This window comes from Citrobacter sp. Cpo030 (genome assembly GCF_030333005.1).
In the GTDB taxonomy this organism is placed as follows: domain Bacteria; phylum Pseudomonadota; class Gammaproteobacteria; order Enterobacterales; family Enterobacteriaceae; genus Citrobacter; species Citrobacter portucalensis.
Map to the genome: position 1 here is coordinate 311,598 of NZ_JAOWGT010000075.1, position 25,818 is coordinate 337,415.

Annotated in this window: 20 protein-coding genes and 1 pseudogene; 7 read left to right on the forward strand and 14 right to left on the reverse strand. The window is 52.3% G+C overall.

From position 1 onward, the window contains the following. Nucleotides 1-14 precede the first annotated feature (14 nt). The 4 genes from caiB (at nucleotide 15) to caiE (ending at nucleotide 4,338) form a co-directional block, all read left to right on the forward strand. Nucleotides 15-1,232: an L-carnitine CoA-transferase gene (gene caiB, locus OGY37_RS22720; RefSeq protein WP_126319874.1), complete on the forward strand. Its 1,218-nt coding sequence runs from the start codon at nucleotides 15-17 to the stop codon at nucleotides 1,230-1,232. A 61-nt stretch (nucleotides 1,233-1,293) separates the two neighbouring features. Then, nucleotides 1,294-2,847 carry a crotonobetaine/carnitine-CoA ligase gene (caiC, locus tag OGY37_RS22725; RefSeq protein WP_191228881.1) on the forward strand — a complete coding sequence of 518 codons (1,554 nt, stop codon included), beginning with the start codon at nucleotides 1,294-1,296 and terminating at the stop codon, nucleotides 2,845-2,847. Between the two features lie 53 nt (nucleotides 2,848-2,900). Then, nucleotides 2,901-3,686: a crotonobetainyl-CoA hydratase gene (gene caiD, locus OGY37_RS22730; RefSeq protein ID WP_063941087.1), complete on the forward strand. Its 786-nt coding sequence runs from the start codon at nucleotides 2,901-2,903 to the stop codon at nucleotides 3,684-3,686. Between the two features lie 55 nt (nucleotides 3,687-3,741). Then, a complete protein-coding gene (caiE, locus tag OGY37_RS22735) occupies nucleotides 3,742-4,338 on the forward strand; it encodes a carnitine operon protein CaiE (protein WP_063941086.1) in 597 nt (198 codons plus the stop codon). Nucleotides 4,339-4,414: 76 nt separating this feature from the next. Here caiE and caiF read toward each other — a convergent pair whose 3' ends face one another. The 5 genes from caiF to OGY37_RS22760 form a co-directional block, all read right to left on the reverse strand. Continuing rightward, nucleotides 4,415-4,810 (reverse strand): carnitine metabolism transcriptional regulator CaiF, encoded by a 396-nt coding sequence (caiF, locus tag OGY37_RS22740; protein ID WP_003829705.1) that lies wholly within the window; start codon nucleotides 4,808-4,810, stop codon nucleotides 4,415-4,417. A gap of 277 nt (nucleotides 4,811-5,087) precedes the next feature. After that, a complete protein-coding gene (carB, locus tag OGY37_RS22745) occupies nucleotides 5,088-8,312 on the reverse strand; it encodes a carbamoyl-phosphate synthase large subunit (protein WP_003829707.1) in 3,225 nt (1,074 codons plus the stop codon). A gap of 17 nt (nucleotides 8,313-8,329) precedes the next feature. Next, nucleotides 8,330-9,478, reverse strand: a complete 1,149-nt coding sequence (gene carA, locus OGY37_RS22750) for a glutamine-hydrolyzing carbamoyl-phosphate synthase small subunit (protein WP_003018918.1) — start codon at nucleotides 9,476-9,478, stop codon at nucleotides 8,330-8,332. A gap of 455 nt (nucleotides 9,479-9,933) precedes the next feature. Further along, nucleotides 9,934-10,755 carry a 4-hydroxy-tetrahydrodipicolinate reductase gene (gene dapB, locus OGY37_RS22755; protein WP_003829711.1) on the reverse strand — a complete coding sequence of 274 codons (822 nt, stop codon included), beginning with the start codon at nucleotides 10,753-10,755 and terminating at the stop codon, nucleotides 9,934-9,936. 268 nt (nucleotides 10,756-11,023) lie between these two features. Next, a complete protein-coding gene (locus tag OGY37_RS22760; RefSeq protein WP_003829712.1) occupies nucleotides 11,024-11,656 on the reverse strand; it encodes an alanyl-tRNA editing protein in 633 nt (210 codons plus the stop codon). Between the two features lie 92 nt (nucleotides 11,657-11,748). Here OGY37_RS22760 and OGY37_RS22765 point away from each other — a divergent pair, with 92 nt between their 5' ends. Continuing rightward, nucleotides 11,749-12,657: a LysR family transcriptional regulator gene (locus OGY37_RS22765; protein ID WP_286621966.1), complete on the forward strand. Its 909-nt coding sequence runs from the start codon at nucleotides 11,749-11,751 to the stop codon at nucleotides 12,655-12,657. Here the strand turns inward: OGY37_RS22765 and rihC are convergent, their stop codons facing one another. From rihC to OGY37_RS22800, 7 genes and pseudogenes are all read right to left on the reverse strand, one after another. Then, complete coding sequence (gene rihC, locus OGY37_RS22770) at nucleotides 12,658-13,572, reverse strand: ribonucleoside hydrolase RihC (RefSeq protein WP_125362749.1); 915 nt, start codon at nucleotides 13,570-13,572, stop codon at nucleotides 12,658-12,660. A 65-nt stretch (nucleotides 13,573-13,637) separates the two neighbouring features. Next, nucleotides 13,638-14,588, reverse strand: a complete 951-nt coding sequence (ispH, locus tag OGY37_RS22775) for a 4-hydroxy-3-methylbut-2-enyl diphosphate reductase (RefSeq protein ID WP_003018925.1) — start codon at nucleotides 14,586-14,588, stop codon at nucleotides 13,638-13,640. Between the two features lies 1 nt (nucleotide 14,589). After that, nucleotides 14,590-15,039, reverse strand: coding sequence for an FKBP-type peptidyl-prolyl cis-trans isomerase (gene fkpB, locus OGY37_RS22780; RefSeq protein WP_003018929.1), 450 nt, complete (start codon nucleotides 15,037-15,039; stop codon nucleotides 14,590-14,592). Between the two features lie 117 nt (nucleotides 15,040-15,156). Beyond that, complete coding sequence (gene lspA, locus OGY37_RS22785; RefSeq protein ID WP_003018932.1) at nucleotides 15,157-15,654, reverse strand: signal peptidase II; 498 nt, start codon at nucleotides 15,652-15,654, stop codon at nucleotides 15,157-15,159. Next, nucleotides 15,654-18,470, reverse strand: coding sequence for an isoleucine--tRNA ligase (gene ileS / locus OGY37_RS22790; RefSeq protein WP_003829724.1), 2,817 nt, complete (start codon nucleotides 18,468-18,470; stop codon nucleotides 15,654-15,656). The genes lspA and ileS overlap by 1 nt, the downstream gene beginning before the upstream one ends. Before the next feature lie 37 nt (nucleotides 18,471-18,507). Then, entirely contained in the window at nucleotides 18,508-19,446 is a 939-nt protein-coding gene (gene ribF, locus OGY37_RS22795; RefSeq protein ID WP_003829725.1) for a bifunctional riboflavin kinase/FAD synthetase, read from the reverse strand. A gap of 7 nt (nucleotides 19,447-19,453) precedes the next feature. Continuing rightward, nucleotides 19,454-19,669, reverse strand: a pseudogene (locus tag OGY37_RS22800) (DUF2575 domain-containing protein). A 105-nt stretch (nucleotides 19,670-19,774) separates the two neighbouring features. On the opposite strand from OGY37_RS22800, the gene rpsT reads away from it, so the two are divergent. Continuing rightward, nucleotides 19,775-20,038 carry a 30S ribosomal protein S20 gene (gene rpsT, locus OGY37_RS22805; protein ID WP_003018940.1) on the forward strand — a complete coding sequence of 88 codons (264 nt, stop codon included), beginning with the start codon at nucleotides 19,775-19,777 and terminating at the stop codon, nucleotides 20,036-20,038. Between the two features lie 58 nt (nucleotides 20,039-20,096). Here the strand turns inward: rpsT and nhaR are convergent, their stop codons facing one another. Beyond that, a complete protein-coding gene (gene nhaR / locus OGY37_RS22810) occupies nucleotides 20,097-20,996 on the reverse strand; it encodes a transcriptional activator NhaR (protein ID WP_003829732.1) in 900 nt (299 codons plus the stop codon). A 38-nt stretch (nucleotides 20,997-21,034) separates the two neighbouring features. Next, nucleotides 21,035-22,201: a Na+/H+ antiporter NhaA gene (gene nhaA / locus OGY37_RS22815; protein WP_286621968.1), complete on the reverse strand. Its 1,167-nt coding sequence runs from the start codon at nucleotides 22,199-22,201 to the stop codon at nucleotides 21,035-21,037. A 248-nt stretch (nucleotides 22,202-22,449) separates the two neighbouring features. Here nhaA and OGY37_RS22820 point away from each other — a divergent pair, with 248 nt between their 5' ends. After that, entirely contained in the window at nucleotides 22,450-25,779 is a 3,330-nt protein-coding gene (locus OGY37_RS22820; protein WP_286548859.1) for a DEAD/DEAH box helicase, read from the forward strand. Nucleotides 25,780-25,818: the final 39 nt, after the last annotated feature.

The window sequence follows — 25,818 nt, forward strand, 5'->3', positions numbered from 1 at the left end:
CCAGGAGAAAAATGATGAATCATTTACCAATGCCAGCCTTCGGCCCGCTTTCCGGGGTACGCGTTGTCTTTTCAGGGATCGAAATTGCCGGTCCTTTCGCCGGACAGATGTTCGCCGAATGGGGCGCCGAGGTTATCTGGATTGAAAACGTCGCATGGGCCGATACCATCCGCGTGCAGCCTAACTACCCGCAGCTCTCACGCCGTAACCTGCACGCCCTGTCGCTGAATATTTTCAAAGATGAAGGCCGGGAAGCGTTTCTGAAGCTGATGGAAACCACCGATATTTTCATTGAAGCCAGTAAAGGCCCAGCCTTTGCCCGCCGCGGTATTACCGATGAAGTGCTGTGGGAACATAACCCGAAACTGGTTATCGCCCACCTTTCCGGCTTCGGCCAGTTTGGAACCGAGGAGTACACCAATCTTCCGGCGTATAACACCATCGCACAGGCGTTCAGCGGCTATCTGATCCAAAACGGCGACGTGGATCAGCCAATGCCCGCCTTCCCATACACCGCCGATTACTTCTCCGGGATGACCGCAACGACAGCAGCGCTGGCAGCCCTGCACAAAGTGCGCGAAACGGGTAAAGGTGAAAGCATCGATATCGCTATGTACGAAGTGATGCTGCGCATGGGTCAGTATTTCATGATGGATTACTTCAACGGCGGCGAAATTTGCCCACGCATGACCAAAGGCAAAGACCCATATTACGCTGGCTGCGGCCTGTATAAATGCGCCGATGGCTATATCGTCATGGAGCTGGTCGGCATCACGCAAATCAACGAATGCTTCAAGGATATTGGCCTCGCCCACATTCTTGGCACACCGGAAGTCCCGGAAGGCACCCAGCTTATCCATCGTGTGGAATGCCCTTACGGCCCGCTTGTGGAAGAGAAACTGGACGCCTGGCTGGCAACGCACACCATCGCCGAAGTCCAGACGCGCTTTGCTGAGCTGAACATCGCCTGCGCGAAGGTGCTGACTATTCCTGAACTGGAAGGCAACCCGCAGTACGTTGCCCGTGAATCTATTACTCAGTGGCAAACAATGGATGGCCGCACCTGCAAAGGGCCAAACATCATGCCGAAATTTAAAAACAACCCGGGGAAAATCTGGCGCGGCATGCCGTCACATGGCATGGATACTGCCGCCATTCTGAAAAATATTGGTTATAGCGAAGCAGACATAAATGAGCTGGTCGGCAAAGGCCTGGCCAGAGTTGAGGAATAAACGCGACGCGCTGACCCCTCGATGGTTAGCGCTCACGCCTGATTTCAGTGGATAAAGCAATATGGATATCGTTGGCGGACAAAACTTACGTCAGATGTGGGACGACCTGGCCGGGGTGTACGGAGATAAAACGGCGTTAATTTTCGAATCCTGCGAAGGAGTCGTTCGGCAGTTTAGCTATGCCTCGCTCAATGAAGAGATTAACCGCACGGCAAACCTGTTCCATTCCTTAGGGATCCGCAAGGGCGATAAGGTCGCATTGCATCTGGATAACTGTCCGGAATTCATTTTTTGCTGGTTTGGGCTGGCAAAAATTGGCGCCATCATGGTACCGATTAATGCCCGCTTGCTGGGTGAAGAAAGTGCCTGGATCCTGCAAAACAGCCAGGTAAGTCTGCTGGTCACCAGCGCCCAGTTTTATCCTATGTACCGCCAGATACGGCTGGAAAATAGCACCCCGCTTAATCATATCTGTCTGATTGGCGAACAGCTTCCGACTGACGACGGTGTGAGTCACTTTACCCAACTGCAATCCCGCCAGTCCACCACGCTGTGCTATACGCCCGCGTTATCCACTGACGATACGGCGGAAATTCTGTTTACCTCAGGCACCACCTCACGGCCTAAAGGGGTGGTAATTACCCACTACAACCTGCGGTTTGCAGGCTACTACTCTGCCTGGCAAATCGCCCTGCGCGATGATGACGTCTACATGACGGTGATGCCCGCGTTTCATATCGACTGTCAGTGTACCGCCGCAATGCCCGCATTCTCCGCTGGCAGCACCTTTGTGCTGCTAGAGAAGTACAGTGCCAGGGCGTTCTGGAATCAGGTGCATAGATATAAGGCGACGGTTACTGAATGCATTCCGATGATGATCAGAACGCTAATGGTGCAGCCCGCTGCACCAACCGACAGACAGCATCACCTGCGCGAAGTGATGTTCTATCTCAATTTATCCGAGCAGGAAAAAGACGATTTTACCGAACGCTTTGGCGTCAGGCTGCTGACCTCCTACGGTATGACTGAAACCATCGTCGGTATTATCGGCGACCGTCCCGGAGACAAACGACGCTGGCCCTCCATTGGCCGCGTGGGATTTAGCTATGAAGCCGAAATCCGTGACGATCACAACCGTCCCCTGCCCGCCGGAGAAATTGGCGAAATCTGTATTAAAGGCGTGCCGGGCAAAACCATCTTCAAAGAGTACTACGCGCAGCCGGAGGCTACCGCCAAAGCGCTGGAGCCCGGGGGCTGGTTACATACCGGTGATTCAGGCTATCAGGATGAGGATGGCTATTTTTATTTCGTCGACAGACGCTGCAACATGATTAAACGCGGCGGGGAAAATGTCTCCTGCATCGAGCTGGAAAATATTATTTCTGCGCATCCGAAAATTCAGGACATTGTGGTTGTCGGTATTAAAGATTCAATCCGTGATGAAGCCATTAAAGCGTTTATCGTCCTTAATGACGGTGAAACATTAAGCGAAGCCGAGTTCTTCAGCTTCTGCGAAAACAATATGGCGAAATTCAAGGTTCCCTCTTTTATGGAGATAAGAACCGACCTGCCGCGCAATTGTTCAGGAAAAATAATCAAAAAAAATCTGAAATAACCCTTCCGGTAGGAATTCTTCCTGCCGGAAAATCTATTTATTGGAGATGAACTATGAGTGAATCATTACATCTGACCCGTAACGGCCCGATTCTGGAAATTACCCTCGACCGGCCTAAAGCCAATGCCATTGATGCCAAAACCAGCTTTGCCATGGGTGAAGCGTTTCTTAATTTTCGTGACGACCCGGAATTACGCGTAGCGATTATCACCGGCGGCGGTGAGAAATTCTTTTCTGCGGGCTGGGACTTAAAAGCGGCGGCTGAAGGTGAAGCGCCGGATGCCGATTTTGGCCCAGGCGGCTTTGCCGGTTTAACCGAAATCTTCGACCTCGATAAACCGGTCATCGCTGCGGTAAACGGCTATGCGTTTGGCGGTGGTTTTGAATTGGCGCTGGCAGCGGATTTTATCGTCTGCGCGGATAACGCCAGCTTCGCACTACCGGAAGCCAAGCTCGGGATCGTGCCAGACAGCGGTGGCGTACTGCGTCTGCCTAAGCTGCTGCCACCGGCAATCGTCAACGAAATGGTGATGACCGGCAGACGAATGAGCGCCGAAGAAGCGCTGCGCTGGGGCATCGTCAACCGCGTTGTCAGCCAGAGCGAACTGATGGATAGCGCGCGTGAACTGGCGCAGCAGTTGGTGAATAGCGCCCCGCTCGCGATCGCCGCACTGAAAGAGATTTACCGCACCACCAGCGAAATGCCGGTGGAAGAAGGCTACCGCTACATCCGCAGCGGCGTGCTGAAGCACTATCCATCTGTACTGCATTCGGAAGATGCGCTTGAAGGTCCGCAGGCGTTTGCAGAAAAACGCGACCCGGTGTGGAAAGGTCGTTAATGAGCCGATGCCGGATAGCGATTCGCTGATCCGGCAATAAAACCGAGATAAAACGATGAGCTACTACGCCTTTGAGGAACTGATTCCGGTGGTACATCCGGATGCCTTTGTCCATCCCAGCGCCGTGCTGATTGGCGATGTCATAGTGGGTGCCGGAGTTTATATTGGCCCGCACGCGTCATTGCGCGGTGACTATGGTCGCTTGATCCTGGAGGCTGGTTCTAATTTGCAGGATGGCTGCATCATGCACGGCTACTGTGACACCGATACCATTGTGCATGAGAACGGACACATCGGCCATGGCGCAATCCTGCACGGTTGCGTGGTGGGCAGAGATGCGCTGATCGGCATGAACAGCGTCATTATGGACGGCGCAGTGATTGGCGAAGAGAGCATTGTCGCCGCCATGAGCTTTGTCAAAGCCGGATTTCAGGGAGAGGCAAGGCAGATGCTGGTTGGCTCACCCGCTCGCGTATTGCGTGAAGTCACGGACCAGGAACTGCACTGGAAACGGCTAAACACCAAAGAGTATCAGGATCTTGCAATCCGCTGCCACACAGGTCTACACGAAACACTGCCCTTAACGCGGGTCGAAGAAAACCGGCCACGCCTAAAAGGCACAACGGACGTAAAACCCAAATCAGCACAGTAATTGATGCCGGATGCGCTCACGCTTATCCGGCCTACGCGTCAATCACCGTTTATGCCGCCATCAGGCAAACTGATTATTAGCGACGCATACTCTTGGAGAGCATCATCTGCCATTTCTGCTCACGGTTGAGCTCTGTTGGAGGAACGGCAGACAGGCGTGGCGTTTTCGCCATGCTCACCTTTTTCTCCTGCAAATTGTGATTCAGTCGGCTGTAGAGATGAGAGTCAATACTCACGACTTTCACCAGACGCTGGCACTGACAACCCCGACCGGCAATCTGATTAGGGATCATCTTAACTTCACAAACAATTTCTCCCACTTCCGACAGAATATAAGAGAGCGTATTAATTGCTTTGCAGTGCTCAATATCAAAATGGCGGGAAATTTCCTTTGCGGTGATCCAACGATCCTCGGCCATCATCCAGTCAGCAATTAACAAATAAAGCGGTCTTTCAACATATTTTTCACACATAAGCACACCATTTTCACAAATTAAAAATCTGGCTACGGCCTGTCCAAATTAATAAAAACTAAGCCATATTAAAATTGTGGATATAAAGGATAGTATGCGACTTGAATGTTGATTAGTGTGAGCAATATCGTGCTTATTACATTGAAAATGTGGTTACGGAAACGGACTTGTCCAGGAATGACCTTACGCAAGACAAAAAAAGGGTTTCTTTACAGAAACCCTTTCAAAATTATATTACAGGTCCGGTTAGAGCAATATTCACCGGACCTTTTGTTTATTACTTTTTGATCTGCGCGTGCATTTCCTGCACCGATGTTACCTTCTCGGTGGCATCGGCATTCAACGCCATCGCTGTGGCGAAACCGCCGTTCAGCGTAGTGTCATAATGCACTTTGTACTGCAGCGCGCTGCGGCGAATCAACTTGGAGTCTTCAATCGCCTGACGACCTTCGGTGGTGTTGATGATATAGGTGTACTCGCCATTCTTGATACGGTCCTGAATGTGCGGACGACCTTCATGCACCTTGTTCACCAGACGTGGATTGATACCCGCTTCACCCAGCACAATCGCGGTCCCGTGCGTCGCATCCAGCTCGAAGCCAAACTTCAGCAGTTTCGCTGCCAGGTCCACCACGCGCTCCTTATCACCTTCGCGAACGGAGAGCAGCGCACGACCCTGTTTTTTCATGGTGGAGCTGCTGCCCAACTGTGCCTTGGCGAACGCTTCCGCGAAGGTACGGCCCACGCCCATCACTTCCCCGGTAGAGCGCATTTCTGGCCCTAACAGCGGGTCAACGCCCGGGAATTTGTTGAACGGCAGCACCACTTCTTTTACCGAGTAGTACGGAGGGATTACTTCTTTGGTTACGCCCTGCTGTGCCAGCGTTTTTCCGGCCATCACGCGCGCCGCGACTTTCGCCAGCGGTACACCAGTTGCCTTGGAGACGAACGGAACGGTACGTGCCGCACGCGGGTTCACTTCAATCAGGTAAACTTCGTTATTCTTCACCGCAAACTGGACGTTCATCAGACCGCGAACCTGCAGTTCGAAGGCCAGTTTCTGCACCTGTTGGCGCATCACATCCTGAATTTCCTGGCTCAGGGTGTAAGCAGGCAGAGAACATGCGGAGTCACCGGAGTGTACGCCCGCCTGTTCGATATGCTCCATGATGCCGCCAATCAGCACCATTTCACCGTCGCAGATAGCGTCCACGTCCACTTCAACCGCGTCATCAAGGAAACGGTCCAGCAGTACCGGCGCATCGTTAGAAACGCTGACTGCGGTCTGGAAGTAGCGACGCAGGTCGGCTTCGTCGTAGACGATTTCCATCGCGCGACCACCGAGAACATACGACGGACGCACTACCAGCGGGTAGCCAATCTCTTTCGCCTTCTCAACAGCCTGTTCGATAGCCGTTACGGTAGCGTTCGCCGGTTGTTTCAGCTTCAGACGGTCAACCGCCTGCTGGAAACGCTCGCGGTCTTCGGCGCGGTCGATGGCATCCGGGCTGGTACCGATAACCGGTACACCTGCCGCTTCCAGCGCACGCGCCAGCTTCAGCGGGGTCTGTCCGCCGTACTGTACGATGACGCCTTTCGGCTTCTCGATACGCACGATTTCCAGTACGTCTTCCAGCGTGACCGGCTCGAAGTACAGGCGGTCAGAGGTGTCGTAATCAGTTGAAACGGTTTCGGGGTTACAGTTGACCATGATGGTCTCGTAACCGTCTTCGCGCAGCGCCAGCGAGGCGTGTACACAGCAGTAGTCAAATTCAATGCCCTGACCGATACGGTTTGGACCACCGCCCAGCACCATGATTTTATCGCGGTCAACGGACGGGTTCGCTTCGCACTCATCTTCATAGGTGGAGTACATGTAAGCAGTGTCGGTGGCAAATTCTGCCGCACAGGTATCCACGCGTTTGTAGACCGGGTGCAGATTGTACTGGTCGCGCAGTTTGCGGATTTCCGCTTCGCGAACGCCGGCCAGTTTCGCCAGACGCGCATCGGCGAAGCCTTTACGCTTCAGTACGCGCAGGAAGTCAGCGTCGAGGCCGTTGATGCCAAGGTCGGTGACTTTTTCTTCCAGACGTACCAGCTCTTCAATCTGCACCAGGAACCAGCGGTCGATGTTGGTCAGGTTGAACACGCCATCGACGGACAGGCCAGCACGGAAGGCATCGGCGATGTACCAGATACGCTCAGCGCCAGCGTCTTTCAGCTCACGACGGATTTTAGTCAGTGCTTCCGGGTCGTCCAGGCTTACTTTCGGGTCGAAGCCGGTCGCGCCCACTTCCAGACCGCGCAGCGCTTTCTGCAACGATTCCTGCTGGGTACGGCCAATCGCCATCACTTCACCGACAGATTTCATCTGCGTGGTCAGGCGGTCGTTAGCACCAACGAATTTCTCGAAGTTGAAGCGTGGTATTTTCGTCACAACGTAGTCGATGGACGGTTCAAACGAGGCCGGAGTACGGCCACCGGTGATGTCGTTCATCAGTTCGTCGAGGGTGTAACCTACGGCCAGCTTGGCGGCGACTTTCGCAATCGGGAAGCCGGTAGCTTTGGACGCCAGCGCCGAAGAGCGGGATACGCGCGGGTTCATCTCGATGACAATCAGGCGACCGTTTTTCGGGTTTACCGCAAACTGGACGTTAGAACCGCCGGTTTCTACGCCGATTTCACGCAGTACCGCCATCGAGGCGTTACGCATGATTTGATATTCTTTGTCGGTCAGCGTCTGGGCAGGTGCTACGGTGATGGAGTCACCGGTATGGATGCCCATCGCATCGAAGTTTTCGATGGAGCAGACGATGATGCAGTTGTCGTTTTTATCACGCACCACTTCCATTTCGTACTCTTTCCAGCCAATCAGTGATTCATCAATCAGCAGCTCGTTGGTTGGGGAAAGATCCAGACCGCGTTCGCAGATTTCTTCGAACTCTTCGCGGTTGTAGGCGATACCGCCACCGGTGCCGCCCATGGTGAAGCTAGGGCGGATAATGCACGGGAAGCCAACGTCAGCGGCAACCGCCAGCGCTTCTTCCATGGTGTGAGCGATGCCTGAACGTGCGGTGTCGAGACCAATCTTCTTCATCGCGATATCGAAGCGACGACGGTCTTCCGCTTTATCAATGGCATCCGCCGTTGCGCCAATCATGGTCACGCCGAACTCAGCCAGTACGCCCTGGCGTTCCAGTTCCAGCGCACAGTTCAGCGCTGTCTGACCGCCCATGGTTGGCAGCACCGCATCCGGGCGTTCTTTCTCAATAATTTTGCGTACCACTTCCCAGTGAATCGGCTCGATGTAAGTGGCATCGGCCATTTCCGGGTCGGTCATGATGGTTGCCGGGTTGGAGTTCACCAGAATAACGCGGTAACCCTCTTCACGCAGGGCTTTACACGCCTGCGCGCCGGAATAGTCAAACTCACACGCCTGACCGATAACAATCGGACCCGCGCCCAGAATCAGGATACTTTTTATGTCTGTACGTTTTGGCATGGCTCTTTTACTCCTGATTATTTCGCGGACTGACGGTATTGCTCAATTAACTCGATAAAGTGGTCGAACAACGGTGCAGCGTCGTGCGGACCCGGACTCGCTTCAGGGTGCCCCTGGAAGCTAAACGCCGGTTTATCGGTACGATGAATCCCCTGTAAGGTGCCGTCGAACAGTGACTTGTGGGTCACGCGCAGGTTGGCAGGCATGGAGGCTTCATCTACAGCAAAACCGTGGTTCTGTGCGGTGATCATCACGGTGTTGTTATCAATATCTTTTACCGGATGGTTGCCGCCGTGGTGGCCAAACTTCATCTTAATGGTCTTCGCGCCGCTCGCCAGCGCCAGCAGTTGATGGCCGAGGCAGATGCCAAATACCGGAATATCGGTTTCGAGGAATTTCTGAATCGCGGTAATTGCGTAGTCGCACGGCGCCGGGTCGCCAGGGCCATTGGACAGGAAGATACCGTCCGGATTCATCTTCAGAACGTCTTCTGCAGAGGTTTTCGCCGGTACAACCGTCAGGCGGCAGCCGCGGTCCGCTAACATACGCAGAATGTTACGTTTGGCACCGAAATCGTAAGCCACAACGTGGAACGGCAGCTCATCAGCGGATTTTGCTTCCGGCAGGTCACCGGCTAGCGTCCAGCTCCCCTGCGTCCAACTATAAGGCTCCGCGGTGGTTACCTCTTTCGCCAGATCCATACCGTTCAGGCCAGGGAAAGCTTTTGCTTTTTCCAGTGCCAGCGCCGCATCCGGGTTATCTCCCGCGATGATGCAGCCGTTCTGTGCGCCCTTTTCACGCAGCAAACGCGTCAGCTTACGGGTATCGATATCAGCAATCGCCACAATGTTATGGCGCTTGAGGTAAGAAGAGAGGTCTTCAGTATCGCGGAAGTTGCTGGCAATCAGCGGCAGGTCGCGGATGACCAGGCCTTGCGCATGTACTTGTGAAGATTCTGCATCGGCTTCATTGGTGCCGACATTACCGATATGAGGATAAGTAAGAGTGACGATTTGGCGGGAATAGGAAGGATCAGTGAGGATTTCTTGATAACCGGTCATTGAAGTATTGAAAACGACTTCCCCAACCGCCGAACCTGTTGCCCCTATGGCCCGACCGTGAAACTGGGTTCCGTCTTCCAGAACCAATAGCGCTGACTTAATCAAAACACCCTCCAGAGAATATTCACTCACTTTATTTGCATATTAATTCATTAACACCTCATGAATCAATGCAAATTTGCTTACCTATGGATTTCTGGCAAACGGCGGCATTCTAGAGATAGCCCACGTAAAAGTCTACCCAAAAGGGCAATTTTTATTATTATTTTGCGCCACTGGGATAAATCACACGATTTAACAGGCAAAAAGATCAGCTAACTCGAGGTGGAAAACGCTTGCGGCAGGTAAAGAGTGTAAAAATAGAATGCGAGAGAGAAAAAAGTGGACCATTTGATCAAAATTTACATTGAGATAACAGAAACACCCAACAAAACACAGATAAATGACGATTTAATATAAAAAACACATCAAAAACCCAAAAATAAAAGGGCAATAAAATATTGCCCTATGTAATCAATAAATTATGATTACAATAACCACATCACGAAGGGTAATAAAAGCTATAAATTGCGTAAATCAAGCACATCTTTCATATCAAAAAGACCATTTGACTTTGATTTTAGCCAAATCGCCGATCGCACTGCGCCATTGGCAAAAGTCATGCGGCTGGACGCTTTATGCGTGATCTCAATACGCTCGCCAATATCAGCAAACATCGCGGTATGCTCACCGACGATATCCCCCGCCCGCACCGTGGCAAAACCGATCGTGCCCGGTACGCGCTCGCCGGTGTAACCTTCTCGTGAATAGACAGCGCACTCTTTTAAATCTTTATCCAGCGCCCCGGCAATTGCCTCGCCCATCGCCAGCGCAGTACCTGACGGCGCATCCACTTTATGGCGGTGGTGGGCTTCAATAATCTCGATATCGGTGTAATCGCCCATCACTTTCGCCGCCTTTTCCAGCAGCTTAAGCATAACGTTCACGCCGACGCTAAAGTTCGCGGCGAAAACGATCGCAATCTCCTGCGCGGCATCACGAATAGCCTGTTTACCGGCATCGTCAAAGCCGGTGGTGCCAATCACCATCCCTTTACCGTGCTGACGACAAAACGCCAGATGCGCCAGCGTGCCTTCCGGACGGGTAAAATCGATGAAAACATCGAAATCATCTTTCACCGCGTCAAGGCTGCTTTGCACGGTAACGCCCGTTTTTCCGGCCCCCGCTAATTCTCCGGCATCACTTCCCAGTAAGGACGAGCCTTCGCGCTCTAACGCGGCACCCAATTGAACACCTTCCATCGCCATGGCGGCCTGGATTAACTGCCGTCCCATGCGGCCACCGGCGCCGGCAATTGCGACACGGATTTGTGCTTCATGCATAGCTATTCTCTTTTATAAAAATTGCGTAAACCGTTTTCAGAGTAACCAGCGCGCCCGGAGGCCGCTAGCTGAAAACACCCATAATTAGAATTTAATGATAAACAGAGGGGAATATCAGTAAAAGACATGATTCATCCCGCAGGATGAATCATTGCTGGAGCACAGGAAAGAAGTCAAACTTACTCAGTATGGCGCAAAATGATGGGAAAACGACGGAAATACGAGCACAAACCAGCCAGTCTGCGTAGATATTTTCGCGAGTGTGGTTTTATGGCACGAGCGTGTAGTTGACGATCATTTGCCCTTTTTTCATCTTCACCTGAGTAATCGTCACCGGCCCAATCTCAGAGAGATGCGCAACATGCGTCCCTCCGCAGGGATAAGCAAGGAGATGACCAAATCCAACCTGCCGCAACCCATCGGTGAATGTCACTTGTCTGGAGAGATTGTCTGCCTGCCAGGCGTTGATTTTCTCCTGCAGCGATAGCGTATCCGGTAACGTGCCGTTTTCACCGGCGGCGAAAGTAATGCGCCCCTCATTGGGCCAATGGTGTGCTTTCACCGGGAGCCAGCCGAACGCTGTACCCGCCAGGCCGATAAGATGTCCTGCCGAGTGCAGGCGGGCGTGCAGTTGACGCAGCGCGGCATCCACACGCAGGTTCACGATGCCGGGGAGGAGCGGTTTTGCCACGATGTGCACCACATCGTCACCGCGCGCGAGGACTGTTTCAACCCGCTCATCATCAATCCAGCCAGCATCCGCAGGCTGCCCGCCTCCCTGCGGGTGAAAAAGAGTTCTATCCAGTACCACCGCGTACCGTCCATCCGGCTCAGCCGAGCAACTCAGTAAGTTAGCCTGGCCTTCAGTGTTATCGCTGGTGTAATAAAGACGTTCAGTCATGATTGCTCTCCTTTTGATGGGAAGAGTATATTCACTTTACTGACGGCGATAATCCTGCGCTGGTTCAATGCATCTTTGCCTGGTACGCACAAATGAATCCTAACCTTCTTCCCGACCTTGCTACCTTTGTGTTGATTATCGAGCAAGGGAGCTTCTCCGCCACCGCCAAAGCCTCGGGTGCTACGCCTTCCGCTATTAGCCGCAGCGCTTCACGTCTTGAGAAGGCGTTGGGCAGTAAGCTGCTGCACCGTACGACGCGCAAGTTGGCGCTCAGCGAAACGGGCAAAATTGTGTATGCACACGCGCAGGAAATGCTGCATGCGGCACAAATGGCTGTCGACTCAGGCAGCAGTCGACAAACCATCGCGCAAGGGCAACTGACCCTCAGCGTGCCGAAAGCGGTGGGGCGATTTGTCATTCATCCGCTGATGGCCGAATTCTTTGCGCGCTACCCGCAAGTGGACGTCTGCCTTCGGCTGGAAGACCGGTATATGGATTTAATCGACGACGGCGTCGACCTTGCACTGCGCATCAGCCAGTCGCCCTCCCCGGGCCTGTACGGGAAACCGCTGATGCCGGTCAGTCATGTGATATGCGCAACCCCCGAATACTTACGCAAGCACGGTACGCCCGAGCATCCGCAGGCACTGCGCGAGCATAGCTGTATCAGTCTTGGCGAGACACCTGCGGATTCACGTTGGAAGTTTCGACGCGGTGAGCGCATGGAGACCATTCAGACTTATGGCCGTTACGCCGCCAACCACACCGGTGTGCGTCTGGACGCGGTAAAAAAGGATCTGGGAATCGGCAGCCTGCCACTGTTCACCGCCAGCGAGGCACTCGCCAATGGCGAGATTGTCCAGGTACTGCCAGAATGGGAATTTATCAGCGACTACAGCGGGGAACTGTGGCTGCTATGGACGCGCAATCAACATATGCCCGCCAGAATGCGGGCGATGATTGATTATCTCAGTGAGAAGGTGCCGTTGCACAACACCTGATTACAGCGCGCGGGCAAATACCTCTGCCACCCACTGCTGGAAACCTTCAACGTTCAGGCCCAGCGCAACCTGCGCATTTGCCGGATGCCCCAGGCGCCCTTCGATGTCCACCACCGTCGTACCCGAGGTATATTCGCCCTGGGTTTCAACCGCCACGAAACACGACTGCAGGGTAAATAGTTCCGGGCGCACCAGCCAGGCAATAGCGCACAGATCGTGCATTCGCAGCCCCGTATTCATACTGCCGCTACGGTAATGGCTAAACAGCGCATGCAGCATTTTCCCCGTCTGGTTAAGTTGGGGGAGCGTCGCCAGATAGTCCGGGGCGAGCATAGCCTGATTAGTGACATCCAGCCCACACATCACAATCTCCAGCCCGCTCTGGAAGACTTTCGCGGCGGCCTCGGGATCGATAGCAATATTAAACTCGGCGTTGGGTGTGAAGTTCCCGCGTCCGGCAGAGCCGCCCATAATCACCAGACGGTGAATGTTGAATACGCATTCAGGATAATGGGTCAGCAGCAGCGCAATGTTGGTCAGCGGGCCAATTGCCACCAGCGTCACGGGCTGCGGGGCATGCATCAGCGCATCGCGAATCGCCTGGAAGGCGGGTTTTGCCATCGCCTGCCGGTCGTGCTCGACAAATTCATACCCTTCCATACCGGACTCGCCGTGCACGGAAGCGGCATCACGCAGCGGTCGCACCAGCGGCATTGATGCTCCCTGCGCCAGCGGAACATCCGCATTCCAGAAGTGCAGCAGTTGCAACGCATTACGGGTGGTTTTTTCCACCGACACATTGCCTGCTACCGTGGTCATCAGTTGCAGATCCAGCTCAGGGGCAAACAGCGCGGCGGCAATGGCCGCGGCATCATCAATGCCGGGATCGGTATCAAGAATGATCGGTAAGCGCATGGTTTCTCCATAAAAAATGCCAGACGTTAAGTCTGGCATCTTCTCATAATCGTAACCGGAAAGACTTACTCTACTTCACGAACATCCACACGCAGCTCTTTCGGCACTTCGAAAACGATGTTCTCTTCGCGGCCTTCCAGTGGGATCGCTTCCCCACCGCCAAGCTCTTGCAGGCGAGCAATCACGTTTTGCACCAGGATATCCGGCGCCGAGGCTCCGGCCGTCACGCCCACACACTTCGCTTCTTTCACCCACGCTTCCTGAATGTCGGTCGCATCGTCAATCAAATACGCCGCTTTCCCCATTCGCTGGGCCAGTTCAGCCAGACGGTTGGAGTTAGAGGAGTTCTTCGAGCCGACCACCAGCACAACATCAGCCTGTTCCGCCAGCGCGCGAACCGCTTCCTGACGGTTGGTGGTGGCATAACAGATATCGTCTTTGCGCGGCCCGACAATTTTCGGGAAGCGTTGACGCAGCGCATCAATAACGTCAGAAGTGTCGTCAACGGAAAGCGTTGTCTGCGTCATGAAGGATAATTTTCCTTCATTTTTCACATTCAGTTTCAGCACATCATCCGGTGATTCAACCAGATACATTCCCCCTTGCGGGTTGCTGTACTGGCCCATTGTGCCTTCGACTTCCGGGTGCCCGGCGTGCCCAATCAGAATGGATTCTTCGCCACGACGACTGGCGCGGGCAACTTCCATATGCACTTTCGTTACCAGCGGGCAGGTCGCATCAAAAACCGTGAGGTCACGGCCTTTGGCTTCGTTACGCACCGCCTGAGATACGCCATGAGCGGAGAAAATCAGGATCGCGCCATCCGGCACTTCGCTGATTTGCTCGATAAAAATAGCGCCGCGCTCGCGCAGGCTATCCACCACATAGCGGTTATGCACCACCTCGTGACGGACATAAATCGGTGCGCCATAAATAGCCAGCGCGTTTTCCACAATGCTGATAGCGCGGTCTACGCCAGCGCAAAAACCGCGCGGGTTGGCCAACAGGATCTGCATTTTACGCCTCCAGTGCCGGTTCGACTTCCAGTACTTCAATATCAAAATGAACGGTATGCCCGGCCAGCGGATGGTTGAAATCAACCGTGATCGAATCACCGTTGATTTCGCGGATCACGCCAGGCATCTCACTGCCGTCCATTGCGGTAAAGAGCATGATAGCGCCAATTTCTGGCTCGCCCGCGTCCATAAATTCCCGACGCGAGAAATACTGAATTAAGTCCGGACTTGACACGCCAAAGGCGGCATCCGGTTCCAGAGCAAAAGTGGTTTTATCACCTTCTTTTAGCCCCAGCAGGTGTTGTTCCAGTCCTTCAGACAGAGAACCGTCGCCCAAGCGAAACAGCGCAGGCTTGCCGTTATTGCGGGTTGACTCTGCGGTGGAGCCATCGTCGAGCTTAAGGGTGAAGTGCACCAGCACCGCACTGTTACTCTGTACTGATTTAGACATGCAGGTTGCTCTTTAAAATTGCTGCCGCCTGTTTGCCCGGTGGCGATACGCTTACCGGGCCAACAAGGATCGCAGTATATTGTAGGCCGGATTAGCATAGCGCCATCCGGCATTTTTTTATGCGGCTTTTTTCTCTTTCGACGGCAGGAAGCCTTCGAGAACAATCAATGCCGCGCCGATACAGATAGCAGTATCGGCCAGATTGAAGGTCGCGAAATGCCAGTCGCCGACGTAAAAGTCAATCATATCAACCACGAAGCCGTGCCACAGGCGGTCGAACAAGTTGCCCAGTGCACCGCCAATGATTAACGCATACGCGATGTTGTTCAGCTTCTGGGTCGCCTTCGAGCGATACATCATCACCATCAGGATGACGCAAATACCGATGGCGATTCCGGCAAAGAACCAACGTTGCCAGCCGCCGCTGTCGGCTAAGAAGCTAAACGCCGCACCATAGTTACGCGCGTAGTGCAGATTAAGCGACGGAAACAGCGACACCGTATCCCCCAGAGCAAAGTTCTGGAGGATCAGGTATTTGCTGCCTAAATCGATAATCAGCACGACTACCACCAGCCACAGCCAGCGTAGTCCTGTTGAACAAAGAGGCTTACTCATCAGGCAAACTTACGTTGTTCGCCATCACCGGCGATGTTGCTGACACAGCGTCCGCAGATATCTGCATGTTCCGCCACCTGGCCGACGTCGGTAGTGTAATGCCAGCAGCGCGGGCATTTCTCACCTTCGGCTTTGCTCAGTACGATTTTCAGACCTTTGAGCAGTTCGCTCTGCTGAGCATCAGCAGGAGCCGCTGCATAATCCGCAACCGTCGCACCAGAGGTCAGCAGTACAAAACGCAACTCTTCGCCCAGCGCGGTCAGTTTCGCCGCCAGCTCAGGTTCAGCGTACAGGGTCACTGCAGCCTCCAGAGAACCACCGACTTTCTTATCCGCACGCGCCTGTTCGATGACTTTGTTCACTTCGCCACGCACTTTCAACAGCTCGTCCCAGAAGGCATCGTTCATCGCTTCGGTTTCGCCTAAGCCAAACAGACCTTCGTACCACTCACCGGTAAAGACGTACTTCTCACGATCGCCCGGCAGGTAGCCCCAGATTTCATCGGCGGTGAAGGACATGATCGGCGCCATCCAACGAACCAGCGCTTCAGCGATATGGAACAGCGCAGTTTGGCAGCTACGACGCGCCACGCTGTCCGCTTTTGCGGTGTACTGACGGTCTTTGATGATGTCAAGGTAGAACGAACCCATTTCGACGGAGCAGAAGCGCATCAGGCGCTGTACCACTTCGTGGAAGTCATAGGCTTCATAGGCTTTCAGGATTTCGTCCTGCGCCGCTTGCGCACAACCTACCGCCCACCTGTCCAGCACCACCATCTCTTCCGGTTTCACCATGTCTTTAACCGGATCGAACCCATTCAGGTTCGCCAGCAGGAAGCGCGCGGTGTTACGGATACGACGATAGCTGTCGGCAGCACGTTTCAGAATTTCGTCAGAAACGGCCATTTCACCGGTATAGTCGGTTGAAGCCACCCACAGACGCAGAATATCCGCGCCCAGTTTGTTCATCACATCCTGCGGAGAAACGGTGTTACCGATAGACTTGGACATCTTACGGCCCTGACCATCAACGGTGAAACCGTGAGTCAGTACCTGGCGATAAGGTGCTTTGCCTTTCATGGCGGTGGAGATCATCAGAGATGACATGAACCAGCCACGGTGCTGGTCAGAGCCTTCCAGATACATATCTGCCGCATGGCCTGCAAACTCAGGACGTACGTCCACGACGGAGGAGTGGGTTGAACCAGAGTCGAACCACACGTCCAGCGTATCCGGGACTTTGACATACTGGTCAGCTTCGTCACCGAGGATATCTTTCGGATCGAGATCCCACCACGCCTGGATGCCGTCAACTTCAACGCGTTTAGCCACTTCTTCCATCAGTTCGATAGCGCGCGGATGCAGCTCTTCGGTGTCTTTGTGAACAAACAGAGACATCGGCACACCCCACGTACGCTGACGAGAGATACACCAGTCAGGGCGGTTGGCAACCATCGATTCAATACGCGCCTGGCCCCAGTCCGGGATCCACTGCACGCCTTTGATCTCTTTCAGGGACTGCGCGCGCAGGCCTTTCTGATCCATGCTGACGAACCACTGCGGCGTCGCACGGAAGATGATCGGTGACTTGTGACGCCAGCAGCATGGGTAGCTGTGCTGCATCTTCTCAACGTGCAGCAGCGCACCTTTTTCGCTCAGCAGCGCAACGATTTTGTCGTTGGCTTTAAAGACGTTCACGCCGTCCAGATCCGGATAAGTACCCGCCAGGTATGCGCCGTCCGGGCCAACCGGGTTAGCGATTTCCAGACCGTATTTCTGGCTGATGACGTAGTCATCCGGACCGTGACCGCCAGCGGTATGAACCGCACCGGTACCCGCATCCAGCGTAACGTGATCGCCAAGGATAGCTGGCACATCAAAGCCCATAAACGGATGGGTAAAGCGCAGCAGTTCCAGCTCAGCGCCTTTAACGGTGCCGAGAATGGTGTATTCAGCCGCGCCAATACGCTGCATGACGCTTTCAACCAGATCTTTCGCCAGAATCACAGCCTGGCCGTCAATCTGCACCAGCGCATAGTCAAAATCAGGTGCCAGAGAGATTGCGCGGTTCGCCGGTAACGTCCACGGGGTAGTGGTCCAGATAACCAGAGAGATCGGGCCGTTGACGTCAGAAACGCCAAATTTCGCTTTCACTGCGTCCTGATCGGCGGCGTGGAACGCCACGTCGATGGACGGGGAGGTTTTGTCATAATACTCAACTTCCGCTTCCGCCAGCGCGGAACGGCAGTCAACGCACCAGTGCACCGGCTTCGCACCTTTGTGCAAGTGACCGTTACCGATGATTTTACCCAGCGCACGAATGATGTTGGCTTCGGTTTTGAAGTCCATGGTCAGGTACGGATGCGACCAGTCGCCCAGTACGCCAAGACGGATAAAGTCTTTACGCTGACCGTCAACCTGGGTCGCTGCGTATTCGCGGCACTTGGCACGGAACTCAGCGGCGGTAAACTTCTCGCCCGGTTTGCCGTATTCCTGCTCTACTTTCAGCTCGATCGGCAGACCGTGGCAGTCCCAGCCCGGAACGTAAGGCGAGTCATAACCCGTGAGTCCTTTGGACTTCACGATAATGTCTTTCAGAATCTTGTTAACCGAGTGACCAATATGAATGCTGCCATTCGCATAAGGAGGGCCATCATGCAGAATGAAGGTTTTTTTGCCTTTTTTGGCCGCACGAATGATGCCGTACAGGTCATCATCAGTCCAACGCGCCAGCATTCCCGGTTCGCGCTTGGCGAGATCGCCGCGCATCGGGAACCCTGTTTCCGGCAAATTCAGGGTTGATTTATAGTCACTCATCAGATTCTCGGTTCCGTATTTAAAACTCGTATAGGCATTAAGCCGGTTTTGTTAGCCCAAAAAATTCACGGGCAGTCAACTCATCACGCGCAATCTGCGCTTTTAGCTCATCCAGCGAGGCAAATCGCTGTTCGCTGCGTATTTTTTTACGCAGTACTACATCTATATGGCGACCATACAGGTCCATTACAACGTCCAATAGATGCACTTCCAACTGTTGGCGTACGCCTGCTACCGTCGGGCGGGTGCCGATGTTGGCGACGCCGGGTAACGGTTTGTCACCCAGTCCCATCACTTCAACTGCATAAACCCCTTTCACCGGAGAAACCTGGCGACGCAGCGGTAAGTTTGCCGTCGGAAAACCGATGGTGCGCCCTAATTCATCACCGTGAACGACACGTCCTGAGATAGTAAAAGGATGCCCAAGCAGGCTTTCGGCCAGTTGCAGGTTATCTTCTGCCAGCGCCTGACGTACCGCGGTGCTGCTAATGCGCACACCGCCTTCGCAGAAGGTTTGGGTGCTGGTGATATCAAAACCATACTCAGCGCCCGCTTCCTGTAATAACAAGAAATCGCCCGCACGGCTAGCGCCAAAGCGGAAATCATCACCAACGGCAAGAAATTGTACACCAAGGCGCTTAACCAGCAGATCGCTGATGAAGGTCTGCGCCGTTAATGCCGCAAAGCGCCTGTCAAAACGCACGCACAGCACGTAGTCCACGCCGCATTCCGCCAGATAACGCAGTTTTTCGCGCAGGCGAGTGAGGCGCGCAGGTGACTTGTCGGTCGCAAACAGCTCTAGCGGCTGCGGCTCGAAAATCATCACCATCACCGGTAAATTGCGTTTGCGCCCTTCTTCCCGTAAACCCTGCAGCAACGCACGGTGACCACGGTGCACGCCGTCGAAATTACCAATAGTCAGCACACACCCATGCGGGGCCTGACTGAGATTATGTATGCCTCGTATCAGCTTCATGTCTGGCTCAAAACAGTGAAAATCGTGAAAGTATACCCTGTACCGCGGTCAACGTTAACCGGCGATTGTTTCTACGAAACAGAAAGAGGATTGTTTTCATTGTTATGAAACAAATTGCAGACCTTCACGGGCACGCCAATGCAATTTTTCTCGTGGAAAAGCTGTATTCACGCCACGCAAGCTGGTAGAATCCTGCGCCATCACTACGCAACGAGTGCTGCAATTTAAACGGCGCTTATTTGCACAAATCCATTGACAAAAGAAGGCTAAAAGGGCATATTCCTCGGCCTTTGAATTGTCCATATAGAACACATTTGGGAGTTGGACCTTGGCTAATATCAAATCAGCTAAGAAGCGCGCCGTTCAGTCTGAAAAGGCCCGCAAGCACAACGCTAGCCGTCGCTCTATGATGCGTACTTTCATCAAGAAAGTATACGCAGCTATCGAAGCTGGCGACAAAGCTACTGCACTGAAAGCATTTAACGAAATGCAACCAATCGTGGACCGTCAGGCTGCTAAAGGTCTGATCCACAAAAACAAAGCTGCACGTCATAAAGCAAACCTGACTGCACAGATCAACAAACTGGCTTAATCGCCTGCTTGTTGTCGCTTTGTGAAAAAACCCGCGCAAGCGGGTTTTTTTATGTCTGTCATTTGTTCGTTGGCGTAAAGAGCGCCGAGTAGTCCGCATTGCAGATACGCTGCACCGCCGGATGCTGGATCATCCTTTCCGCAAATATGGCGTGATACTCTTCCATCACATTTTCTACGCGTCCAATTTCAACAATAGAATCATCGGCATAGAAATTGTGCGAATACAGCGTAGGTGCAACAAAAATAGCATTATGCGTTGCCCCAAACGCTTTCATCAGCGCAGCGTCGTCAAACTCGCCGAGGATCTCGACATTCAATCCTTGTGAGTTGATCCAGTTCAGCAACTTACGTCCGAGCATCGAACGGCGCCCAGGGATCAACAATCGGCGCTCTTCCAGACAGGCCGGAAATGGTTTTTCAGGCAGCGGTTTGGTGCACCAAAAACTCACGCTGCACTCGCCTATCCGCACTGAGAACAACCCTTCCTGCTGCGTAGAATCGATCGGGCAGTCGGAGATGATCATATCCAGCTTATGCTGACTGAGTTGATCCAACAGCATCTCATGCGTTGATTCAAAACAACGCAGATGGATTTGTTCATCTTCAACCACAGCGGCATCCAGCACGCTGCTGACCAGCTGCTTGGACAACGCATCTGCCACACCGACATCGAACAGTAAATTAGACTCTTTGCGGTAGTTCACGATATCCAGCATTTCCTGGCTTAAGGTGAACATCTTATCCGCATAACGAAAAACCAATTCGCCTAACTCACTGGGCTCCAGCCCACGCCCCTTGCGCTTGAACAGCTTTCCCTGCAAGCGTTCCTCAAGCGCTTTAATCTGCCCGGTAATGGTCTGCGGTGTCAGATAAAGCGCTTCTGCTGCACCAACCACCGAACCTTCTTTATAGACATGCCAAAAGTAGTACAGGTGGTTGTAGTTTATATGAGACATACTCTCTCCCTGAAAATTGTCACAAAAGGGTTATCCCGTCAGGCTGACGCGTTCAACCGAGTGCGTAACCAGCTGTAACCAATAACCGCCGACAGTAAGGAGCCAATCAGGATCCCCAGTTTCGCCCAGTTAATCAGCTCAGGATCGACGTTGCCAAACGCCAGGCTGGCAATAAAAATCGACATCGTAAAGCCAATGCCGCAAAGAATACCGACCGCCATAATCTGCTGGAAATTCGTTCCTTCCGGCAATTGCGCCACCTTGAGGCGTAACGCCAGCCAGCAAAACAGACTGATACCCAACGGTTTGCCAATCAACAGGCCGGCAATGATCCCCAGCGGTAATATCGAGGTCAGTCCATCAATAGTGACGCCCTGCAGTAAAACGCCTGCGTTAGCGAAGGCAAACAGTGGCAGGATCAGGTATGCCACCCATGGATGCAGAACATGCTCCAGTCGCTTCGCCGGTGAACGTCCGTGTTTTTCCTTCAATGGAATGAAGAAGCCCACGATCACGCCCGCCAGGGTTGCATGCACACCGGACTTCAGTACAGCCGTCCACAGCACTACGCCAACCAGAATATAAATACCGGTGCGTCTTACACCGCACAGATTCAATGCCGCCAGAACGAGGATCGCGCATGCGGCAACACCCAGCGACAGCAGCGAGAGATCGCTGGTATAGAACAGCGCGATGATGACGATAGCGCCGAGGTCATCAATAATCGCCAACGCCATCAGGAAGATTTTCAACGCCAGCGGCACACGGCTGCCCAACAGCGCCAGCACACCTAATGCAAAAGCGATATCCGTTGCCGCCGGGATCGCCCACCCTTCACGGGTGATGGGATCGGCATAGTTGAATGCCAGGTACAGCAGCGCCGGGACAATCATGCCCCCGATAGCGGCAATGATCGGAAACGCCGCCTGACGCAGGCTGGCCAGCGAGCCTTGCATTAACTCGCGCTTCACCTCCAGACCAATCAACAGGAAGAACACCGCCATCAACGCGTCGTTGATCCACAGCAGCATATTTTTGTTGATCTCAAGCGCGCCAACCCGCAGTTGAACGGGCGTTTCCAAAAAGGCGTGGTACCATCCGCTGGTAACCCCGATATTTGCCATCAGCATAGCGACCACGGCTGCGATGATCAGAATGATGCCCCCCGAGGCGTCACTACTAAAAAAACGATGCAGATGTTTCACTTTTATTCTCTCTATTGGGTGAATACTTCGTAAATACTATCTTACACCCTCAAAAAGCTCGTTAAAATTAGATTATTCATTATGGATAGATCGGATTTTACGAGTAAAAATTTCAGCAATCATCAAGATGTTCTGCCTGTGCCATTACCGCCAGAGAGAATGATTCCTCCTCTCAGATCTTCAAAAATTCTTGGATCAGAGTATTCTCGTATTCATTGATATATTGGGATAATAATCAAAGAGCTAAGATGGACTCGACACCTCTCCCGCAAGAAATATTGAGAACCTGGCAACGCATAGAATTTTTTCAGCCTTATACGCTTGAAAGAAAAGATAAAAGCCTGCTGATCCCACTAAAAAAACTCATTACATTAGGTGATGCTTCACTTCCGTGGCATTCAGAGAAATTACGCCAGCAATATGACATTCCGCCGAAGGCATCATTTATTGTTCACGTAGGGCTATTTGAGAAAAATATCGTCAGCCGTATTAGTCAGGAGGTTCTTGGAACAAATGAGGAAAATGACGACGAATGCGAACAGCGCTTGGATCAGGAAGGGACAACCTGTTTTGCTAAGATGCAGTTGAACGGAGAAGGTGTACCCACGAGAGATAAACTGTCGGTAAGTTCGCTACCCTGGGCGTTGGGCCATCTTAAAAAACGTCAATTCCACAAACTCGACTCATCAGTCTTCGCGGTCGATTGTATGCATCTTGCCGATACATTCAATGATTTCTGCGTTACGTTAGAGCCCGTAAGGGAAAAAGGCCCGGGAGTATTGCGCGCAAGCAATATTCTCACGCTGCTCGACACTCATTTAACATCATGGGCGGACTTTGCACCTGAATGGCAATATGCAATACAAATTGACTGGTTTAACGGCAACAATGAGAGCCAGGACACGGAACAAGAAGAAGCTAGCGAAACGGAAGACCTCATAAGCGACAATGAAAAGGCATTAGTACTTCCCATCTTAAATAGCTTCTTTTTTGAGGATATTGAAGATGCAATGTCATCATTGGAAGACACTCGATGCCGAACACTCAATACTTACCTCACTCACCTTGTTCACAGAAACCCGGATCTCTATTCTCAGAAAGGACTAACAGCCATTATCGATAAGCTGCATCCGACTAAAATGCCTCTGGGGCGTTGGCCTTCAGAGCCAGAGCACGCGATGTCATTAATGCAGCAGTTTGCAATAAATACGGCGGTAGAAGAGCTTGCTGAAGGTGGATTACTATCAGTAAATGGGCCTCCGGGAACGGGGAAAACGACGTTGCTGCGTGATTTAGTTGCGCATAATGTCGTTGAACGAGCGAGAATCCTTGCGGGCTTCAGCAATGTGGAAGATACGCTTACCCATGAAGGCTTTATCGTCCCGGAACTGACCGGTTTCGAAATGATTGTGGCCTCATCCAATAATGCAGCCGTAGAAAATATCTCTAACGAATTACCGCAAAAGAAATCGCTGGCCGAAGAATTTCGTTCTCTTGACTATTTGTCACCGACCGCAAATCAAGTTGCAGCAAAATCCCTGCCCAAATCTGCGCATAAAAGAGATAAAGATGGAAAAGGAACTGAGCGTAATTACCATCTCTTTCGTCCTCTTGCGACAGAAAAACAGTGTTGGGGATTAATTTCAGTAGCTCTTGGAAGAAAAACAAATCGTACAAAATTCGCCCAAAGATTACTGTTTGATGAGCATTTTTTACGCGACACATCAGTCGAAATGGCTAGACCGGACAACGAAAACTTTCTCAGCCTTTGGCGCTGGAAGTCTTGCCACAATAAACTCTCTTTTACCGCAGCAAAGCAGCATTTCATTCACTGCCTGAAAACAACAGAAGAGCTGCAAAAACAGTTAGCAGAATTAGCCGAACTGCTGGCAAAAAAACCTTACTGTTCATCTGATGTTTTGTCTTCGGACATGGCAAAAGCGGCAGTGCGATGTCAAGAGCGGCTTAGCGCACTTAAGGAATTTGAAGCTGAGCAGGACGTAATTGAAAAACAGATTCAGCATGCCAAGCAACAGCAAAAAATAGAAGAAGCCGATGCACCTGGCCTGCTGACTCGTTTGCTCAATCGTAAAAAGGTACAGACTTACCAGACATCATTACGTAACACACAACAGCATCTTTTAACGCTTAGCGCATCATTAATACACAAAACACAGCTCATTTCTGAACAGCGTAAACAACTGAATGAGGCAGACGCCCAAAAACGCCGCTTACAGCAAGAAATAGACAGGATTGCCCTGCAGCGCGAGGAAATAGAACAAAAATTGCGGGGCCTGAAGGATAAGTTTTCAGGAATAGCTCTACCTGATAGCCATAAACCCATCGATAATGCTGGCTTACAGCGCACCGCATTCTGGCAAAACGCTCAGATCAACCGCCAACGCTCACTGTTGTTTATGGCTGCGATGGATCTTCATCAAGCCTGGCTTTACGAGGCAATGTGGAGCGTTGATCGCTTTAGAGAAATGTTCCTGCTCCGCCTGAGGAATTTTTTAAATTCCCCTCATCTTGAGCCCACGCCACTCCCCTGGTGGCAAACGTTATGCATGTTTGTCCCGGTACTCTCTACAACCTTTGCCTCAGTGGGACGTATGCTGCATGGAGTAAAAGGCGGCGAGCTTGGCTGGGTAATGATCGATGAAGCTGGCCAGGCATCACCTCAACAGGCCGTCGGCGCTATATGGCGCGCCAAACGCGTACTCGTTGTGGGCGATCCGTTACAGATTGAGCCTGTATTCACCACCTCTCCATCACTGGTTAGGCACCTTTGTCAGGACCTTCTACACGAGCATGCTGAAAAGTGGAATCCAGAAAAGCTCTCAGTCCAACAGGTTGCCGATCGCGTCAATCATTGGGGCTGCAAATTAGAGATGATGAACAATAACATCTGGATTGGGATCCCATTATGGGTACATCGCCGTTGTATCGAACCCATGTTCAGTATTGCTAATAAACTGGCATACAATAACCGGATGATTCACGGGCTTGATACAGACAAAATCTGTAGCCGTCTTGTCAATGGCGAACTTGAAAACCACTGGTTGGTTTCAAGAGGCGGTTTGGGAGACAAGCAGTACCGAGATAGTCACGGTCAAAGCCTGATTACACTGCTGGACCGTCTACTCACGGAAAATATAGATCTGGGGTCTATTTACGTTATTACTCCATTCAAGGCTGTTAAATATGCTTTGTTGGAACTGATTGAACAAAGAGAGCTGGCCAGCTGGCAACAATACTCACCGCGACTAAAACATAAAGAAATTAAAGAGTGGCAAAAAAGCTGTGTTGGTACAGTCCATACTTTTCAGGGGAAAGAAAACGACATCGTTATTTTTGTTCTTGGATGTGATGTACACAATCGCGGCGGCGCAGAATGGGCTTCGAGCAAACCTAATCTTCTGAACGTGGCCCTTACCCGTGCTAAAAAACACATTTTTGTTATTGGAGACCCATTGGTATGGAAGACATTACCCGGATTTGCAAGTGTCGCACATACCTTGCCGGAGAAAGCAGAGACAAATATCGTTGTTGAACAGGTAAGCCTGGAGTGGAAGTGAGAACAGAACCAAAAATAAAAGCCTGAGATTTTCCAATTT

Bases quoted from the DNA above. Each gene is read 5' to 3' on its own strand.
- ileS (WP_003829724.1), bottom strand. From the start codon at position 18,470: ATGAGTGACTATAAATCAACCCTGAATTTGCCGGAAACAGGGTTCCCG.
- carB (WP_003829707.1), bottom strand. From the start codon at position 8,312: ATGCCAAAACGTACAGACATAAAAAGTATCCTGATTCTGGGCGCGGGT.
- caiF (WP_003829705.1), bottom strand. From the start codon at position 4,810: ATGTGTGAAAAATATGTTGAAAGACCGCTTTATTTGTTAATTGCTGAC.
- OGY37_RS22820 (WP_286548859.1), top strand. From the start codon at position 22,450: ATGGACTCGACACCTCTCCCGCAAGAAATATTGAGAACCTGGCAACGC.
- fkpB (WP_003018929.1), bottom strand. From the start codon at position 15,039: ATGTCTAAATCAGTACAGAGTAACAGTGCGGTGCTGGTGCACTTCACC.
- caiD (WP_063941087.1), top strand. From the start codon at position 2,901: ATGAGTGAATCATTACATCTGACCCGTAACGGCCCGATTCTGGAAATT.
- OGY37_RS22760 (WP_003829712.1), bottom strand. From the start codon at position 11,656: ATGACTGAACGTCTTTATTACACCAGCGATAACACTGAAGGCCAGGCT.
- OGY37_RS22765 (WP_286621966.1), top strand. From the start codon at position 11,749: ATGAATCCTAACCTTCTTCCCGACCTTGCTACCTTTGTGTTGATTATC.
- nhaR (WP_003829732.1), bottom strand. From the start codon at position 20,996: ATGTCTCATATAAACTACAACCACCTGTACTACTTTTGGCATGTCTAT.
- ispH (WP_003018925.1), bottom strand. From the start codon at position 14,588: ATGCAGATCCTGTTGGCCAACCCGCGCGGTTTTTGCGCTGGCGTAGAC.
- dapB (WP_003829711.1), bottom strand. From the start codon at position 10,755: ATGCATGAAGCACAAATCCGTGTCGCAATTGCCGGCGCCGGTGGCCGC.
- caiC (WP_191228881.1), top strand. From the start codon at position 1,294: ATGGATATCGTTGGCGGACAAAACTTACGTCAGATGTGGGACGACCTG.
- lspA (WP_003018932.1), bottom strand. From the start codon at position 15,654: ATGAGTAAGCCTCTTTGTTCAACAGGACTACGCTGGCTGTGGCTGGTG.
- ribF (WP_003829725.1), bottom strand. From the start codon at position 19,446: ATGAAGCTGATACGAGGCATACATAATCTCAGTCAGGCCCCGCATGGG.
- rihC (WP_125362749.1), bottom strand. From the start codon at position 13,572: ATGCGCTTACCGATCATTCTTGATACCGATCCCGGCATTGATGATGCC.
- caiB (WP_126319874.1), top strand. From the start codon at position 15: ATGAATCATTTACCAATGCCAGCCTTCGGCCCGCTTTCCGGGGTACGC.
- caiE (WP_063941086.1), top strand. From the start codon at position 3,742: ATGAGCTACTACGCCTTTGAGGAACTGATTCCGGTGGTACATCCGGAT.